Source organism: Arundinibacter roseus (assembly GCF_004348825.1).
Lineage (GTDB): Bacteria > Bacteroidota > Bacteroidia > Cytophagales > Spirosomataceae > Arundinibacter > Arundinibacter roseus.
On record NZ_SMJU01000013.1, the window covers coordinates 54,554 to 71,385 of the forward strand.

Here is a 16,832-nt window from a genome sequence, read left to right on the forward strand (position 1 = left end):
CAAATCATTGTAGGGATTTGTCAGCCTCTTGCACCTGCTTTTTGAAGTAAGCAGTATACTCTAAGGCGGCCTCATAGGTCAGGTGGATGCCATCGAGTGTTGTGTATATTTTATCTTTTTCAGGAAAAATATAGGTGTATTTTGTTGGTGAAAAATGTTTTAAAAAAAATGCCCGAATAGCCCGTGGCTGTGCCAGATTGGTCAGATCCGGGCTGATGGGCATTTCAAAAAACACTATTTGGCAACCCTTTTTTTCGAGGATAGAAACCAATTCCTCCATTCGTTGCATCTGCCGATCCAGGATATATTCTTTGGGAGAAATGTCAGACTCTTTCCTGAAATATTGGTGCAACTGCGTTGAATGTTTATCGAAGGTGGTATTTGTGATCAAATGTGGCTCCACAATGCCATGAATCAACTGTCCGATTTTGGCGATGGGCTGCTTGTCGTGCCGCATAACACGCAGATATTTTTTGAGAAAGTACGGCACCGGCGACTGCAAATAGTCCACAAACTCTTTGTCTTCCGAGCGCAGAACGGCATTCATTTCAATGTATACACAGGTCGGTGAGCTGTCGTTTTCGGTCAATAGACGAAGCCCCTCAAACACAGTTTGGCCCGGAAAAGTAAGGCTGCATGTGCCAGGAATCCGAAACGTCTGAATCATACTGCTCAGCGAACTACCCACCACCACCCGCGGGCAAAGTTGATGCGTATAGTACAAATATTGCTCAGCTTTGGCCAGACTTTCCTGATACGTATGCTGAGTAGCAAGCCATTTGGTGGGTCCCAACCCTTTGACCAGGGCTACGTAACTTCCCAAAAAAAGGACCGTAACTACGAGAATTTTTTTTAGAAATACCATCAGAACTGAAAGTAAATGAAGTTTTTGGCCATACCGCTATTGACAATAATCAGGAAGAAGAGGAAGGCATAGATTAAAAATTCGGCAGGTAAAAAAGCACGATACCAACTGGTTTTTTTTAGAAAATGCATGAAGTAATAAAAGCCTACAGGAGCGATATACAACAGCGTATAAATGACGATTTTGGTGTCATTGGATGAATAAAAAAACCAGAAAGTATTCGATTGAATGGTTTTGTAAAGTTCTAATGAATCGTGCAGAACGGAAAATTTGAAAAGAATCAGGCTAAAAACGGAGAATAAAAATATGAAAATACCTTTTAGAAATTTGAGAAAAGGAGATTTCATCATCAGGATTTTCTTTTTAGTCAGGATATTTTCGAGGACAAGCGCTGCGCCGTGCAACGCTCCCCACAGCGCAAAATTCCAGGTGGCACCGTGCCACAGGCCAGCTACAATCATTACGAAAAGCATTCCGAAGTAGCGCCGCCATTTGCCCGAACCTGCCCGCACAATCGGCAAAAAAAGGTATTCGCGCAGGAAGTTGGTGAGCGAAATATGCCAGCGAGTCCATAATTCGCGGAAGGAAGTAGCCAAAAGAGGAAAATTAAAATTGGGTTTAAAGGAATATCCAAACATACGGGCAAGTCCAATGGCAATGAGCGAGTAGCCCGCAAAATCGGCAAAGAGCTGGAAATAGTAGCCAAAAACCAGCAACACCAGCGTAGATCCGCTAAACTGCTGAAAATAGGGATAAGCCAGCCAAACCGTAAAATCTTTAAGATTGTCGGCAACCACCATTTTCAGAAAGTAGCCTGTTATGAGTGCTTTCGTCGTTGTTTCCCAGTGTATAGTTGATAGTTTTTTTGGTGAAATCTGGGGTAAAAAATCGTGCGCTTTAACGATGGGTCCCGCAATGGCATGGGCAAAGAAGGCTTCAAACAAAAAAATTCGCTCAAAATGATGCCAGAACGAGCGGGGAATTAACTGTTCGTTCCTGAAATAATTTTCTTTTTTTACATCCACCAAAAGACTAATCCCCTGAAAGGTAAAGAATGAAATACCCAGCGGAAGCGGAATACCCAACAGGAAGGTAGTCAGTGGGTTTGGACCCAGCCCCAGCGGTAATATAAGGAGAGAACTATACTTAAACACAACTAAAAGCCCGGTATTGAAAATAATTCCAAGCGTAGCCATATGTACTCTATTCACACCCGGATCATGTGCAATCAGATAACTTGCCAGCGCATTTACCAAAACAGACATTAGCAGCAATCCCACCATAGCAGGCTGATGATAACTGTAAAACACTGTACTTGACAGAATGAGTATGCTGCGCTGCCACCGACTGAGCAGGGGCAGGTAGTACAAGCCAAAAGTAAGAACGAGTAACCCAATAAAAACAAAACTATTGAATAGCATGCAGTTGGTACAATGCAGAAGTTTAGTGAATTCTTTCCTGAACTGAGGGATGAATGAAGAGAAAATCAGCCCAGTCAATTCCTGCTTGTTGTCGGTGGCAGTTGTACATACCAACCATTTTATAGCCTCGTTCCAATAGAAAATCAAGATGCGCCCCAACAGTGGGCATTTGATGGTAGTAAGGTTCCAGCATTGCTTCAAACTGAATCACCTTGATTTGCCCATTTTTCAGCAGGTTTTCGGCTCCCTTAAGCACTTCAAGGTCGAAGCCCTGCGTATCAATTTTAAGAAAATCAATCAGTTGAATAGTACGCTCTTTGGTATAACTGTCGAGTGAATGAACGGGCACCTCTACAAAAGGCTGCGAATCCTGTCCCGAAACTTTTAGAAAAGAATTGCCCATAGAATCTTCCTTATTGATGTAAAATGGCAATCGTTCTTCGGCGGCACCAACACCCGCATTTTCAAGAATTGCAGCCGGAAGATTGGCCGTATTTGCACGTAAAACTTTAAAGGTTTCCGGGTCAGGCTCAAAAGAATATATCGTGGACTGTGGAAACACTTTTCTATAAATCAAATGCGATTCTCCTTTATGCGCTCCTACGTCAAAAATAAGTTTTGGGGCAGAAATTGGTTCTAAAAGTTGAATCAGGTCTTGCCCAATACTAAGTCCCGGTTTGCGACTTATCTTAGGTACAAGTTTGTATCCAATTGCGAATAAAATTTTTTGAATTGCTTTTTTAAGTAGTTGCATATGAAGGCTAACCAGAAATACATCACAATATATCCTTTACTTTTTTCCAATACACGCCGGTCCAGTCTACCGTAAGAATTTCTTCCTTGATAGAATGCAGCGTACGGTAGTCTTCCACTGCTTTTCTGCAAAACTCAATGGAATGGTAATCGTCGATCAAAATAAAGCCTCCCACCGAAAGTTTAGGGTACAGATGCACGAGTGCATCCATCGTAGACTCGTACATATCACCATCGAGCCGCAATAGCGCCAGTTTTTCGATTGGTGCGTGCGGAAGCGTATCTTTAAACCAGCCTTTCAGAAACTGCACGCGGTTGTCGAGCAGGCCATAGCGGGCAAATTGCAGCATCACTTTTTCCATCGGCACGGCGAGGTAGGTTTCGAGATGGTAGTGGCTTTCTTTATCCGCTTCGTAGCGCGGGTCGGGCTTAGGCAAGCCTTCAAACGAATCGGCCACCCACACGGTACGCGTTGTATCCTGCACGGATTTGAGCAAGCCTTTCATGAAGATAGTAGCCCCTCCGCGCCAAACGCCCGTTTCGATCAGATCGCCGGGAATGTTGTTTCGGATGATTTCATCAAAGCAGAACTCAATGTTATCCAGGCGCTTAAAACCCAGCATCGTCAGGCCGTTGGGAGGTACATCCCGGCCTTGCGAGCGATTTTCAACGGTATAGGTTTCGTAGCGACAAAGCACACTATCCCTGAACCCAAGCCACCTGGCAACTTTCAGCAGTCTCTTCACTTTTTTCCCCCGAAGCGGAAAATATGCTACCTGATCCACACCGTACCAGTCCATCAGCGAGCGTTTCAGCAAGTCGCGATATAATTTTCGGGACTCATCCATTATTTTTTCTGAAAAAATTGAATTGGATACACTGCATCTCACCGTAGGTTCTTAAAAATCCCATGGAATAGGCATAACCCGCCTCTTCAAAAGTGTGTAGAAAAGCGCCTAACTCAGCGGTAAGATCTGTACGATGATGATATTCAATGCAATAGCGTTCAACTTTGTGTAGCAGTCCTGCTTCCTTCAAGTCCTTCACGATTTGCACTTCCGAGCCTTCCACATCCATTTTGACGAGATCAATTCGGGGAATATCCTGTAAGTAGCTGGATAAACGAGTGGTTTTGAGAGGTAAATTCACCTGATTTCTGAGTCGGTTTACCAGCGATCCTCCCATGGAGCCCATCACCTTGCCGACCGAAAAAGGAAGAGTTGTTTCGCGGTCAAACAACGCGGTCTGAACTGTTTTAACCTTTGTCAGCTGATTCTCTTCCACATTTTGGCACAGCAGTTTGAAAGCAAATGGATTGGCCTCAAAGGCAAAAATCTCCGCATCGGGATAGTGCATTTTGTAGTAAAGCGTGGCAAGTCCAATGTTGGCGCCACAGTCGATAATGCAGGGATCAGGACGGGACAATTCCAGGGCGTATTCTTCATCTTCAAAAATTTCCCTGACCAGAATGTCAAATTCCAAACGGTCAAAATAAAAAATTTTGTAACCTTTAAGTACCTGATTTTTCTGGATATTTCCCTTTAACACGCTATCTTCCATAGTAGATTTTATGTACAATTCTTTTAAGCGAAAAAACAACTTTTTTGGAAGAAATATTTGACTTTCATGAAGTCTACTTATAGTTAATTCTAATCGAGAGACAATATTCGGAATTTATTATTGCGAAAAAAATACCTTTCAAAGTTATTTTTTTACTACAAAAGATGCTTTTCTTTGTCAAAATCTTTTTTGATGCCCTTTTTATACCAAGCATACGGCCTGTCTATTGTCTCCTCAGTTGAACTACCCGCATTGGTAAGCTCTTCAACCATTGTGGGACAACCGCTACATGTTGAGCTTGGTAAAGTTCCGGAGACATTTGAAAATCCCCCCACGCATGACTGGCCCTTCAGTACTTTCAATGCCCAGGAATTTAGGTACGAACAACCCAAAATTGGTAAATATTTTGTATCTCACGGTTTTAAAATCCTAATTGAGCCCATATCAACCAATACTGAAAAGGTGTTGCTTTATTTTTATGCCAACTGTCTGGCAATAGCCCTGCTTCAACGAAACCTTATTCCGTTTCATGTATCGGGTGTCGGCATAGGCACAGACAAGGTTTTGCTTTTTGCCGCCCCTTCGCAAACGGGAAAATCTACCACGGCGCTCAAATTACAGGAGTTGGGCTACGCGCCATTTACCGACGACACCGCACTTTTACAAATGCAGGAAGAGACGTGTGTGGCCGTACCGTCGTATCCGATGGCAAGGCTTTGGCAAAAAACTATTGGCCAACAACGCATTTTCGATGAAGCCGACAAACAGATTATTTTTTCTGATATTGATAAATACGGATTTTCCTTTCATGAACAGTTCAGCACCCAAAAACCAACGGTTGCAGGGCTTGTATTTCTGGAAGAGTCTGGTGACGAAATTGAGGTTCAAAACCTGAGCCCGATGCAGGCCCTGCCTGCGTTGTACCGAAACATTTACCGCCGCGAATGGCTTGTCGCTATGGGCAGGGAAGCACTCATGTTCCGACACCTTACGAGTGTTGTTCAGCGCGTACCGTGCTGGAAAGCCGTTCGTCCAGCCAACAAAAATACCTTCGAGAGTTTTGCAAAAGCCATTGAAAGTCAAATTATTCGACCAACCTTTTTATCTAAGAGTTCACTCGCAAAAGATCATAAACCACTTGTCAATTTGTAAGAAATTTACTTTTACCCCCTAAAAACAATGATGTACCAAATCAATCCTGAGAAAATATTATATACCCAACTAGGTGATGAAGGCGTAGTATATAACCTTGAAAAAAACGAGTATCTGACGCTGAACGAAACGTATTTTAAAATTTTACAAGGAGTTGAGCAAGGCCTCACCCTGGATGAGCTGGTGGTGGCGCTGCTTGCTGAATATGACGTGAGCGAAGAGCAATGCCATTCGGAAGTCGAGGCAGCTTTGCAGGAAATGGAAGGCATGGGTTACATTTATGCATCGCCCGGTCAGGTTTCATAAGTAACAGTAGAAAAACTGTACGTTCAAATCTATGTACGGATTATGATATACGTTGGTCGAATCAGGCAGGTGAGTTTGACAGGCCTAAAAATGAGCCGAAGGCAGAAGTTTCTGGTACTGCTCACGTTTGGGTTGAGCGCATGGAGTTACGTCCTGTTCCGTTTTTTTAATCAATACGCTCATTTTGGTAGCCGAACAAAAAATCAGGAGAATGTTCCGGTCGATGTGTTCCTGCTGGCCGATATTCGAATGGCTTTACGCCTGACAGCCCGCTACGTTCCGTGGCTCAATGTTTGTCGGCATCAGGCCTATCAGGCGCGACTCCTCTGCCGGTGGCATGGTCTACCCTATCGAATTTCGGTCGGATTTAAAAAAGAGGCCGACGGCAGTGTATATGGACATGCGTGGACGGAAGTCGGAAATCAGCAGATAACTGGATTTTGCAACCCCGAAGAGTATGTGGTACAAACGGTCTATTCCTGAAAGTGACCTAAAAGTCAGGTTACGCAAAAAACGCTGGCAATCAGGACCATTTCAGGTTTATTTTTGGTTTCTGTGGAGTTTTTTTAATGGCTATCGTTTTTTCATTCAAAGGCCCTATCGTGCACGCGTGATCCAATCGTGGCGTTTTGGCCGGCACTATCATCAGTTTTCGACCTATACCCTACCCAACCGCTACCCCGATCTATTTGCTTTGGCGCAGGCGCATTTTGCTCAGTACGCCACGCCAAAACTATTGTCATTTGGATGTTCCACAGGTGAAGAAATCTCAACTCTTGCGAGGTACATTCCGCACGCCACGCTTGTTGGGGTAGATATAAATCAGTGGTGTCTGCGTCAGGCAAAGCGCAAATTTGGCTCCAACTCTACGGTATTTTATCATAGCTTATCAGACGACTTCCGGCATTCGGGTGAGTTTGATGCTATTTTTTGTATGGCCGTTTTTCAGCATCCCGAAAACCGCCACAATCCAAACCGAACCGAATCAGCCGCGCCTTTTTTGCGATTTGAAGAACAACTCCTGGCTTTGGACCAAAAGTTAAAACCCGGCGGTCTGTTATTTATTGATCACTGCGACTTCGATTTCAGGGAATCATGCCTCATGACACGCTATCGCCTCGCGCCTTTTGACCGGATTCCGGTGGTTCGGCAGCGCCCGCTTTTTAATAAATACAATCAAAAAATAGCAGATCGGCAGTTGGTTTTTCGGGTTTATGAGAAAATTGAAAATTAGGATAAGCTACAAACGGGGTGCTCCCAGAAAGAGCACCCCGTGTCAACGTAAATCAAACGTCTTTTCAATTACTGCGGATTCTGTACCACAACGCCGTTTGAGTTATTGATTTCGGCCTGTGGAATCAGGAATTGCCAGCGGATGTCGTTGACGGGCACTTCCAGCACTCCGTTGGTAAAGGTAGCGCTGTGGTTGCCACCAGTACGGTCCAGCGGGCTGTTGGTGCGTTTGAGGTCATAGAATCGAAATCCTTCCCCCCAAAGTTCGATGCGGCGCTGCGTCATAATTTCTTCGATCAGGGCTTCCCCGGTATTGGTCGAAAGCGTGTATTCAGGATCACGCGCCACGGCCAGTTGATACAGTACGTCAGCTGCTTCCAAATCTTTTCCCTGCCGCGCAAGAGCTTCTGCCTCAATCAGGTACATTTCAGCAGCCCGCATGTAGGGCACATCTCCGATACTCAGTGAAACATCAGCTACTCTGAATTTTTTTGAATGATACTTAAAGCGCTGAAAATTGGAAGCCGGAAGCGGAAAGTCTGCCGTGTTGGTTCCGGTCGGATCCCACAACTGCTTGCGTACGTCTGTATCCGAAATTTTATCATACAAAACCGAAAACATCACCTTAGGCGTGGAACGAATCGCCGTTGAACTGTAATTGATCGACATGTAAGCAAAGAACGAATAAAAATAGTTGGTCTGATCGGCCACCATGTGCGATGCCCACATCCATTCGCGGTTGTTGTAATTATTAAAACCACCCAAAACATCAGCCTCACTCATGAGCGGAAACTTCGCACGGGCTTGTTTTGACAGCGCTGCTGCCGTTGCGTAGTCCTGCTGCGTAAGCGCTACACGCGCTTTGATGCCGCGGGTAATGTCAGCGTCAAAGTGTGATTTATTCAGCCGACCGTAGGTTCCGAAAAGTGAAAGCGCTGCGTCCAAATCGGCATTTACCTGTGCGTATATTTCGGCTACCGTGTTGCGGGGCGTTGCTTCGGTTGTAGGTTCGAGCACCAGCGGAATACCCAGTCCGGCGTTTGCGGCACCAGCCACAAATCGCTCACCAAAAAGCTGCACGGCCTGAAAATAGGCCCACGCCCGGTAGGTAAGTGCCTGTGCTTTAATTGCGTTTTTATCGGCCTCAGGACCCGCTGCGTTGTCAATATTGGCCAGAATCATGTTGGCATTTCCAATAATGACGTAGTAAAAGGTATAGTTATAAAAAACAATGCTGCTTGATGGATTCCGGTGGTTGATCCACTGATACTCGGAACGAAACCAGGAGTTGGACACATTCGGAAACACCAGATCATCGCCCATAATATCCATGTACATCATATTGCCCGACTGCCCGCCCTGCGCCTGTACACTGAAAATCTGCGAGTACATAATGCGGTGAATTCCGTTGAGCGCTGCCCAGGCATTCTTTGTGGTTTTGAAAGCATCTACCGTAGACACCTGATCGGTGGGGGCAGTTTCCAGATAATCTTCCTTACAAGCGGAGACCGACACCAACATCAGCAGGCCCAGCGCTACCTTTTTTAGTATAGTATTCATGAGAAATTCGTTTAAAACAATTCGTAATTAAAACTTAACCTTTGCTCCAATCGACAGCACTTTATTAAAGTTATACGTGTTTGCGACCGTTCCGTTGAAAGAACCCACCGCGTCCATGCCTTTACGAGCCGAGAACAACGCAAGGTTTTCTCCGGCAAAGAAAATATTTGCTTCGCGGGCACCAATGTTGCTCAGCAGAGCGGCGGGCACTTTGTAGTTCAGCGTGATATTGTTCAATTGCAGGTACGAGGCATCGGTCAGATAGCGCGTGCTGCCGCCCGTGAGGTTGGCTACGTTTCCGTTGTCGAAGCGAGGGACGGTTGTTACATCGCCGGGTTTTTGCCAGCGGTTGAGCGCGTCTACGTGCATTGCTGTACCATAATTCCCGCCGTGCATAAGCGTGCCGTAGGCGCTGTCGTATACTTTACCACCCACCTGATAGGTAAACTGAATACCAAGGGAGAAACTTTTGTAGGTAAAGTTATTCATCCAGGAGCCATAAAACTTCGGAATAGACGAGTGACCGGTATAGCGGTAATCTGCCTCAGAAATAACCGTCGTGACGGTATCTGCGCCAATCACGCGGGCGTTGCTAGTCAGGTTGTTGGTTCTGTATAAAGAAACACCCGTTTCTGAATCAAGACCATAGAACTCACGCAGGTAAAAATCATAGATGGAATGACCAACGCTATACGCTTTCGTGCCCGAAATTATCAACTCCTGCGTATCAGGCATTTTGGTGATTTCGTTTTTGAAGGTAGTCCAGTTGAAGGTCGTAGAGTAGGAAAAATCCGGCGTACGTACAATATCTCCCACGAGTTGAACCTCAAATCCACGGTTGAACAAACTACCGATATTTTTATTGATGGTAAATCCGCCACCGGTTGTTCCTCCGTTGGAAAGAGCAAGCGGCACTTCAAAAATCAACCCGTCGGTAATCCGGTTAAAGTACTCAGCACTACCGCTTAGCCGTCCACCAAACACGCTAAAATCAACGCCAAGGTCGAAGTTTTTGCCCGTTTCCCAGGTAAGTGCGTTGTTGGCAATAGACGCCTGAGTAAAGCCCGGCTCGGCGTCGTTGTTTCGGCCCAGGGTATACAGGGCCTGATAGGGATAATAGCCCAGGTCGCCATCATTTCCGACGACTCCATAAGAACCCCGAATTTTGAGCAGATCAACCCAATCGGTCTGGAAAAAATCTTCCCGCTCAATATTATACGCACCTCCTACTGACCAGAAATTAGCCCAACGTACATCTTTAAAGAAGCGGGAGTTTCCATCCCGGCGAAGCGACGCATTGATGATATATTTCTTGTCAAAATCGTAACTCGCTCTGCCAAAATAACTTTCGATGGTATGATTATCTTCGTAAGATCTGACATTCAGTACAGTGGCAAAGTTGGGGAGTTCGGTAACACCCTCCACAATAATTCCCGAACGGGCACCCTGCAGGTAGTTGTATTTGTAGGCGTAGTTTTCGTGCCCGGCCAACAGATTCACATGATGTTTTCCAAACGTTTTATCATATTCCAACAGCTGATTGAACGTGCGGCTCGTGGTGCGATACAGGTCATGATAGGCACGTCCTCCGGGCGCTCCATCGCCGATTGTTGGATTATCAAACCGCCGGAAATGTGTATCCTGTAAATCGAACGTAAAGTTGGCTGTTGCTTTCAAAGAAGGCAATATATGAATGGTAGCGAAGGTACGCGCACCGATAGTGCCACGGGTCTGATTGCGAACATTCAGCTCATTTTCCCAAACAGGGTGCCGCCCGCTTGCATAGGGACGGTTGTCGCCCATGTCGTAAATTTTGTTTCCGTTTTCATCCAAAACAAACTCGCCCGTAGCGGGATCGTGCTCGTAAACGGGATAAATTGGAGCAATGTAGCGTGAAACAAAAAATGGATTCACAAAACTCGTTCCGCCCGTACCGGAGGCGTCAGTATTTGATAAACTATACGTTCCGTTTAGGTTCAGGCCGGTAGTTAGCCACTTAGTTGCCTGAGTACTTACATTTGCACGTCCTGTAAAACGCTTCAAATCAGAATTCAGCAGGTAGCCTTGTTCATCCGTGTAGCCCAATGAAACGAAATAAGTTGTTTTGTCGGCACCTCCATCAAACGAAAGTGTATAGTTCTGACGACTTTGTCCACCTCTCTGAATGGCATCTGCCCAGTTGAGGTCGCCAGGATACAGCAGCTGAGCGTTAGGATTCAGAACGCCGTTCACATCCACAACCTGATTGCCCGGCACATTGAACGGGTTGTAACCCAGCAAATTCGCAATACTTGAATAATTTCTGCCATTATATGCCGTCGTGATTCCGGAGGCAATGCTATTTGATACATCCAAAGGCAAATTTGCTGAGCCGTAGTGAAGCGTGTTGCGGTAAGCTTCCCACATAAGCGGGTAGTATTGCTGTGCAGACACGGTTTCGTATTCGGGCAAGCCGCGCGAAATAATTCCACCTGAGGCACTTACGTTAAAGTTGCTTTTGCCGCTTTTACCACGTTTGGTCGTAATCATCACCACGCCATTTGCGCCGCGTGAGCCATAAATAGCCGTCGTCGACGCATCTTTCAAAACCGAAATTGACTCAATATCTTCGGGATTAATATTAGAAGTAGCGCCATCGTACGGAACGCCATCTACCACGTAAAGTGCTGAATTTGAAGCCGAAATAGATCCAAATCCACGTACCCGGATCGCCGGAGCCGAGCCGGGAGCCCCGTTGGCCATCGTGGTTTGTACACCCGGTGCCGCACCCACAAGGGCATTGAGGGCGTTGGAAACCGGCCGCCGCTCAATGTCTGCCGCCTGAATCTGTATTGATGAGCCCACGTGCGTTTTTTTGTCCACTGAACCATACCCCACCACCATCACTTCGTTCAGGATTTTTATATCCTGTGTCAGCGAAATGTCAATCACACTCCGGTTATCAACGTTGATTTCTTCGGTGGTGTAGCCGATAAAACTAACCACAAACACTGTACTGCGGGCAGGCACGTTTACCGAATATTTCCCTTCGATGTCCGTGACGGTTCCGTTTGTAGTGCCTTTGATCACGATACTCACACCCGGAAGTGGCGAGCCATCGTCTTTGGAGGTTACAACCCCTTTCACTGTTGTTTGGGCGTATAGAATACTACCGGTCAAAAACAGCATCATGAAACTCAGTAGAGCTTTACTCATTTTTGCAAAAAATTGAAGTTAGTAATTATAGAAATTTTTACATTTATGTAAATGTAAATAACGTTAATTATTGTTTAGACAAATTATTGGTTAATTTACATTCTTTCTTGCAAAATTCGATTTTATCAACATATTCAATCTAATTCCCTTATTGAAATATCGTCAAAAAACCTAATTTAATTTGGCAATTAGACCTTTGTGCCCGTCAATACTAATATTATTTCGTAACAAATGAAATTTAATGATATTATCACTGCAACCGAAAAATAGGGATGGGTCAGGATCAGGAGATTTAAAGTTTCAATAGTTTTGATTTACAAGGTAAGTTGTTGGGTATAAAACACATAGACATGTTCTGGTACAAATGCACTAAAACATTTTTTATATAACCTTAATTAACTAAAAATTCTTCACCGTATTGGAATAATCTTTACATTGTCCAAAAAATCAATAAACTACCCAACAACCCATTTTTTTACTGTTTTTTATAAAATTCATCGCATGAAAAAGTATCTGTTTTTGCTTCTTTGGAGTTTTACAGCCCTGGCTCAGGAAAATAATTCCTACCAACTTCCCCCAAAACCGCTGGCCGATCTGGTGACAGCCACACCAACCCCCACCGTGAGTGTCAATGGCAAAGGCGACTGGATGTTGCTTATGCAGCGCAACACGGCCACGACTACGATTGCTGAGCTTTCTGAACCGGAGTATCGGCTGGCAGGACTTCGGCTTAATCCGGCCACGAACGGGCCAAGCCGGGCTCAGTATATCAACCAATTGAGCCTGCGGAAAGTAGAAGGAGGAGCGAAGGACATTCCGGTGACGGGCCTGCCCGTTGCGCCCAAACTTTCCTACATCCGCTGGTCGCCGGATGACAGCAAAATAGCTTTTACCCACACCACCGACTCCCGCCTGGAACTATACGTACTGGACGTAGCCACCGCTACCGCCCGAAAAGTGAGCACTTTGGCGCTGAATAGTGTTTTGGGCACACCGTTTGAATGGGTATCTGACAATCAATCGCTGCTCGTGCGGGCCATTCCGGACGCACGTGGCGCGGCACCGGTCATCAACCGGGTGCCTCAGGGTCCAACGATTCAGGAAAATCTGGGAGAAAAAGCACAGGCAGCTACGTATCAGGATCTTTTGAAAAACCCTAACGATGAGCAACTTTTTGAATACTACGCCACGGCTCAGGTTATGAAAGTTGGCCTTGATGGCAGCGCGCAGGCCATTGGTCCTGTGGGCCTGATTGCTACGGCTTCTCCTTCGCCGGATGGAAAATATGTACTAATAGAAACCCTGCATCGGCCGTTTTCTTACCTGGTAACGTCCAGCCGTTTTCCCCGCCGGACTGATATTTTCAGCAGTCAGGGTACACTTACCAAAGCACTGAATGACAGCCCATTGCTGGAAAACATTCCCTGGGGCCGCGACGCAGCTCCCAAAGGTCAGCGCCGCCACAGCTGGCGCGCCGACGCCCCGGCTACCGTTTGCTGGGTAGAAGCGCAGGACGAAGGAGACCCAAAAAAGAAAGCCGACGTAAGAGACATCATGTACAGCCTCGACGCACCCTTTACCGCTTCCCCAAAGGAATTGTACAAAGCGGCTTATCGCCTTGCGGGTGTGGACTGGGGCAATGCCCAAACGGCGCTTTTCTCGGAGCGTTGGTATACAACCCGTAAATCAATTACCAAACTGGTTGATCCTTCCAAACCAGAAAATCCCGTTACGCTGTTTGACCTGTCGTCCGAAGATCGCTACGGAAATCCGGGCTCACCCGAAATGACCAAAAATAGCTACGGTGAATACGTGCTGCACCTCACGCCCGATCGGTCCATGTACATGACGGGGCAGGGTGCTTCGCCCGAAGGCGACCGCCCGTTTGTGGATTTGTACAATCTTCAAACCAAACAAACCAAGCGCCTGTGGCAGTCAGAGGCACCGTATTTTGAGCGGCCAATTTCGATTTTGGATGCAGCCAAAGGTTTAATTCTTACAAGCCGGGAGTCGAACGAAGAACCGCCAAATTATTTTATCCGTACGCTGAACCCTGCCCCCAAAAAAGGCAAAAAGCCAGCTGCACAGGCGTTGGTTCAGGTGACCAATTTTCCGCATCCTTATCCGCAATTTAAAGGGATTCAAAAACAGCAGTTGCGCTACAAGCGGGATGATGGTGTAGACCTGACAGCTACGCTGCTGCTCCCGCCCGGCTACAAAAAAGAAGACGGCCCGCTACCTACATTTTTGTGGGCCTATCCGGCCGAATTTAAAAGTGCAGCCGCCGCCGGACAGGTAAGTGGCTCTCCTTATACATTCAATAGAATCAGCTATTGGACGGGCGCTGCTTTTGTTACGATGGGCTACGCAGTACTTGAAAATGCCTCCATTCCGATTGTTGGTGAAGGCAAAGACGAACCTAATGATACGTACGTAAAACAACTCGTGGCAAGTGCCAAAGCGGCCATTGATGAAGGCGTTCGTCTGGGCGTGGTGGATTCGAGCCGGGTGGGCGTTGGTGGACATTCCTACGGCGCATTTATGACGGCCAATTTGCTCACGCACAGCAATTTGTTCAAAGCAGGAATTGCCCGCTCGGGAGCTTATAACCGTACCTTGACTCCATTTGGTTTTCAAAATGAGCAACGTACCTACTGGCAGGCCCCGGAGGTGTACAATCAGATGTCGCCGTTTATGAATGCGTCAAAAATGAAAACTCCGCTGTTGCTAACCCACGGCGAAGCCGACAACAACACGGGTACGTTTCCGATTCAGTCGGAGCGCTACTACAATGCTCTCAAAGGGATGGGAGCCACGGCCAAACTGGTGTTTTTTCCGTATGAAAGCCACGGCTATGCAGCGCAGGAATCGTTGCTGCACATGCTGAACGAAATGAATGGATGGCTGGAAAAATACGTAAAAAATAGTCCGACGAACAGTTCCAAAGCACCGGCAAGTTTGGGTGGCGGAAAGTAAGAAAACAAAAGAGTCCTTCGCTGACGGTTTAGTAGAATTAAACAATCAGAGAAGGACTCTTTTTTAGGGAGTGGCGGGGCAACTTCGGCACATAACTTACTGGCTTATTGAGTTTTAAGCACCTGGAATGCGCTGCTTGTTTTCTCCCTTACTGCTGCGCTTTATAAAACTCATTCATCAGCAAATAGCGACCCTGATGCTTGTCTGTTTCGGCACGGGTATGCGTGTCGATGTGCATGACGGTGGCGGGTTGCTTTGGTTGAATGGCAGGCCACTGCGGCACACCCAACCCATTGGGATCATGATTTTTGATAAAATTGGCAAAAAATAGCTGCATAATTTCTGATACTTTGTAGTCTTCGGGTTGCCAGTCGTACACGCGGTTTGTGGGCAAATTGCCCAGTGCGTATTCAATCTCAGCCGAGTGAACGGCACCTTTCGGAATCGGGGCTTTTTTGGCGTTGGCATCCGTACTTTTTACTACACCACCGGCAAGGCCTGCCTCTACGTTACCCATTTCGGCCCGCATCTGCGGCCGTGGACGCTCATACATGTACCGATACACGGGTTTTCCGCCCGTTTGGCTGTGCAGATCTGACCATTTCCAGGTACTGAAACCGATGAAACGATCTCCGGCCAAATCGCGGGCTACGATTTCTACATCAGCATCGTTTGCAGGTTTATATACAGACAACACCCTCTCAGCATCCGCTCCATACATGGATCTTACGGCCTTTTCATAGTTGGCAACGGTGGGCTCATCTTTACCCAAAATACCTCTAAATCCTCCTTCTTCGGAGTTCCAGCCTACCAGTAATGGCACTTGCGACTGCTCACCGCTGGCAAATACATCAGCAGGAGATTTTGAGAAAAAATACCCATCTTTTACGGCAGAAAAACGAGGCACACCCGGCTTGATAGTTGCATCAAGCAGCTCCTGAGCAGGCATAGCCCGCAGATTGGCCAGCGTGGTAGCGCCTACTTTGGTGGCATATTCTACGCCCATTTTTTCAGCATCCGACAGCGCGGGCATAGGTCTGAAACCCAGCAAAGAACCGCTTTCGCCAATTGCGGCAGAGAAAAGATTCTTGCTCAAAGGAGACGCCATTTGTGCACTCACCGAAAACGACCCGGCCGACTCGCCCGCAATCGTTACCCGCGAAGGATCACCGCCAAATGCTGCGATGTTTTTCTGCACCCACTGCAAGGCTGCATACTGATCCAGAAATCCGTAATTTCCCGAAGCCTTAAAGGGTGATTCTTTGGTTAATTCAGGATGCGAGAAAAAACCAAATATGCTCAGACGATAGTTGACCGTTACGCTTACGATCCCCTGCCGGGCCATGCTTTCGCCATCGTAGCGCGGCTCGGAGCCATCGCCCGCCATGAGTCCGCCGCCGTAGAAATACACCAGAACGGGAAGTTTCTCAGAACCGGTTTTGGAAGGAGTCCACACGTTCAGGTAGAGGCAATCTTCACTTACGCCGTCCGAACGAAAGCCCATGTCGCCAAACAAAGGCAACTGCATAGCGCGAGGACCAAAAGTGTGTGCTTTGCGCACGCCCGTCCAGTTTTGAACCGGCTGAGGCTCACGCCACCGGAATTTGCCTACGGGAGGCGCCGCAAAAGGAATGCCTTTAAACGCCCGAATACCCGATTCATCGACACCTTCCAGCGTTCCGTTGGCGGTTTTGACCTGTAATGGAGGTGCGCCTGCTCCGGACTGTGCGTAGAGCGTAGTCATAGAAATAAAGGTTGCAACTAGTAAAAATGTTGATTTAAACATAGGTTAATTGATTTTTTGGTAAAGA

At 46.7% G+C, this 16,832-nt stretch carries 13 protein-coding genes; 5 read left to right on the plus strand and 8 right to left on the minus strand.

What is annotated here, in order from left to right; genetic code table 11:
- Window positions 1-4: 4 nt before the first annotated feature.
- The 5 genes from EZE20_RS18765 to EZE20_RS18785 are packed head-to-tail and all read right to left on the minus strand — an operon-like array spanning window position 5 to window position 4,599.
- A complete protein-coding gene (locus tag EZE20_RS18765) occupies window positions 5-865 on the minus strand; it encodes a hypothetical protein (RefSeq protein WP_132120557.1) in 861 nt (286 codons plus the stop codon).
- Entirely contained in the window at window positions 865-2,286 is a 1,422-nt protein-coding gene (locus tag EZE20_RS18770) for an MBOAT family O-acyltransferase (protein WP_132120559.1), read from the minus strand. The genes EZE20_RS18765 and EZE20_RS18770 overlap by 1 nt, the downstream gene beginning before the upstream one ends.
- Window positions 2,287-2,308: 22 nt before the next feature.
- Complete coding sequence (locus EZE20_RS18775; RefSeq protein ID WP_132120561.1) at window positions 2,309-3,040, minus strand: FkbM family methyltransferase; 732 nt, start codon at window positions 3,038-3,040, stop codon at window positions 2,309-2,311.
- 22 nt (window positions 3,041-3,062) lie between these two features.
- Entirely contained in the window at window positions 3,063-3,887 is an 825-nt protein-coding gene (locus EZE20_RS18780) for a TylF/MycF/NovP-related O-methyltransferase (protein WP_132120563.1), read from the minus strand.
- Window positions 3,880-4,599: an FkbM family methyltransferase gene (locus EZE20_RS18785; RefSeq protein ID WP_132120565.1), complete on the minus strand. Its 720-nt coding sequence runs from the start codon at window positions 4,597-4,599 to the stop codon at window positions 3,880-3,882. Before EZE20_RS18785 ends, EZE20_RS18780 begins: the two co-directional genes overlap by 8 nt.
- 192 nt (window positions 4,600-4,791) lie before the next feature.
- Between EZE20_RS18785 and EZE20_RS18790 the strand changes: the two genes are divergently transcribed.
- The 4 genes from EZE20_RS18790 to EZE20_RS18805 are packed head-to-tail and all read left to right on the plus strand — an operon-like array spanning window position 4,792 to window position 7,291.
- The gene (locus tag EZE20_RS18790) at window positions 4,792-5,751 is read left to right on the plus strand and encodes a hypothetical protein (RefSeq protein ID WP_132120567.1); all 960 of its coding nucleotides are present in this window, start codon (window positions 4,792-4,794) and stop codon (window positions 5,749-5,751) included.
- Between the two features lie 27 nt (window positions 5,752-5,778).
- Complete coding sequence (locus tag EZE20_RS18795; RefSeq protein WP_132120569.1) at window positions 5,779-6,057, plus strand: PqqD family protein; 279 nt, start codon at window positions 5,779-5,781, stop codon at window positions 6,055-6,057.
- Between the two features lie 42 nt (window positions 6,058-6,099).
- The gene (locus EZE20_RS18800; protein ID WP_132120571.1) at window positions 6,100-6,540 is read left to right on the plus strand and encodes a lasso peptide biosynthesis B2 protein; all 441 of its coding nucleotides are present in this window, start codon (window positions 6,100-6,102) and stop codon (window positions 6,538-6,540) included.
- Complete coding sequence (locus tag EZE20_RS18805; RefSeq protein ID WP_132120573.1) at window positions 6,515-7,291, plus strand: class I SAM-dependent methyltransferase; 777 nt, start codon at window positions 6,515-6,517, stop codon at window positions 7,289-7,291. The genes EZE20_RS18800 and EZE20_RS18805 overlap by 26 nt, the downstream gene beginning before the upstream one ends.
- Before the next feature lie 68 nt (window positions 7,292-7,359).
- On the opposite strand, the gene EZE20_RS18810 is transcribed toward EZE20_RS18805, so the two are convergent.
- Complete coding sequence (locus EZE20_RS18810; RefSeq protein ID WP_132120575.1) at window positions 7,360-8,850, minus strand: RagB/SusD family nutrient uptake outer membrane protein; 1,491 nt, start codon at window positions 8,848-8,850, stop codon at window positions 7,360-7,362.
- 27 nt (window positions 8,851-8,877) lie between these two features.
- Window positions 8,878-12,045: a SusC/RagA family TonB-linked outer membrane protein gene (locus EZE20_RS18815; protein WP_132120577.1), complete on the minus strand. Its 3,168-nt coding sequence runs from the start codon at window positions 12,043-12,045 to the stop codon at window positions 8,878-8,880.
- A gap of 501 nt (window positions 12,046-12,546) precedes the next feature.
- Between EZE20_RS18815 and EZE20_RS18820 the strand changes: the two genes are divergently transcribed.
- On the plus strand, window positions 12,547-15,021 hold the full coding sequence (locus tag EZE20_RS18820; RefSeq protein WP_132120579.1) for an alpha/beta hydrolase family protein: 2,475 nt from the start codon (window positions 12,547-12,549) through the stop codon (window positions 15,019-15,021).
- A 148-nt stretch (window positions 15,022-15,169) separates the two neighbouring features.
- On the opposite strand, the gene EZE20_RS18825 is transcribed toward EZE20_RS18820, so the two are convergent.
- Window positions 15,170-16,807: a carboxylesterase/lipase family protein gene (locus tag EZE20_RS18825; RefSeq protein WP_132120581.1), complete on the minus strand. Its 1,638-nt coding sequence runs from the start codon at window positions 16,805-16,807 to the stop codon at window positions 15,170-15,172.
- Window positions 16,808-16,832: the final 25 nt, after the last annotated feature.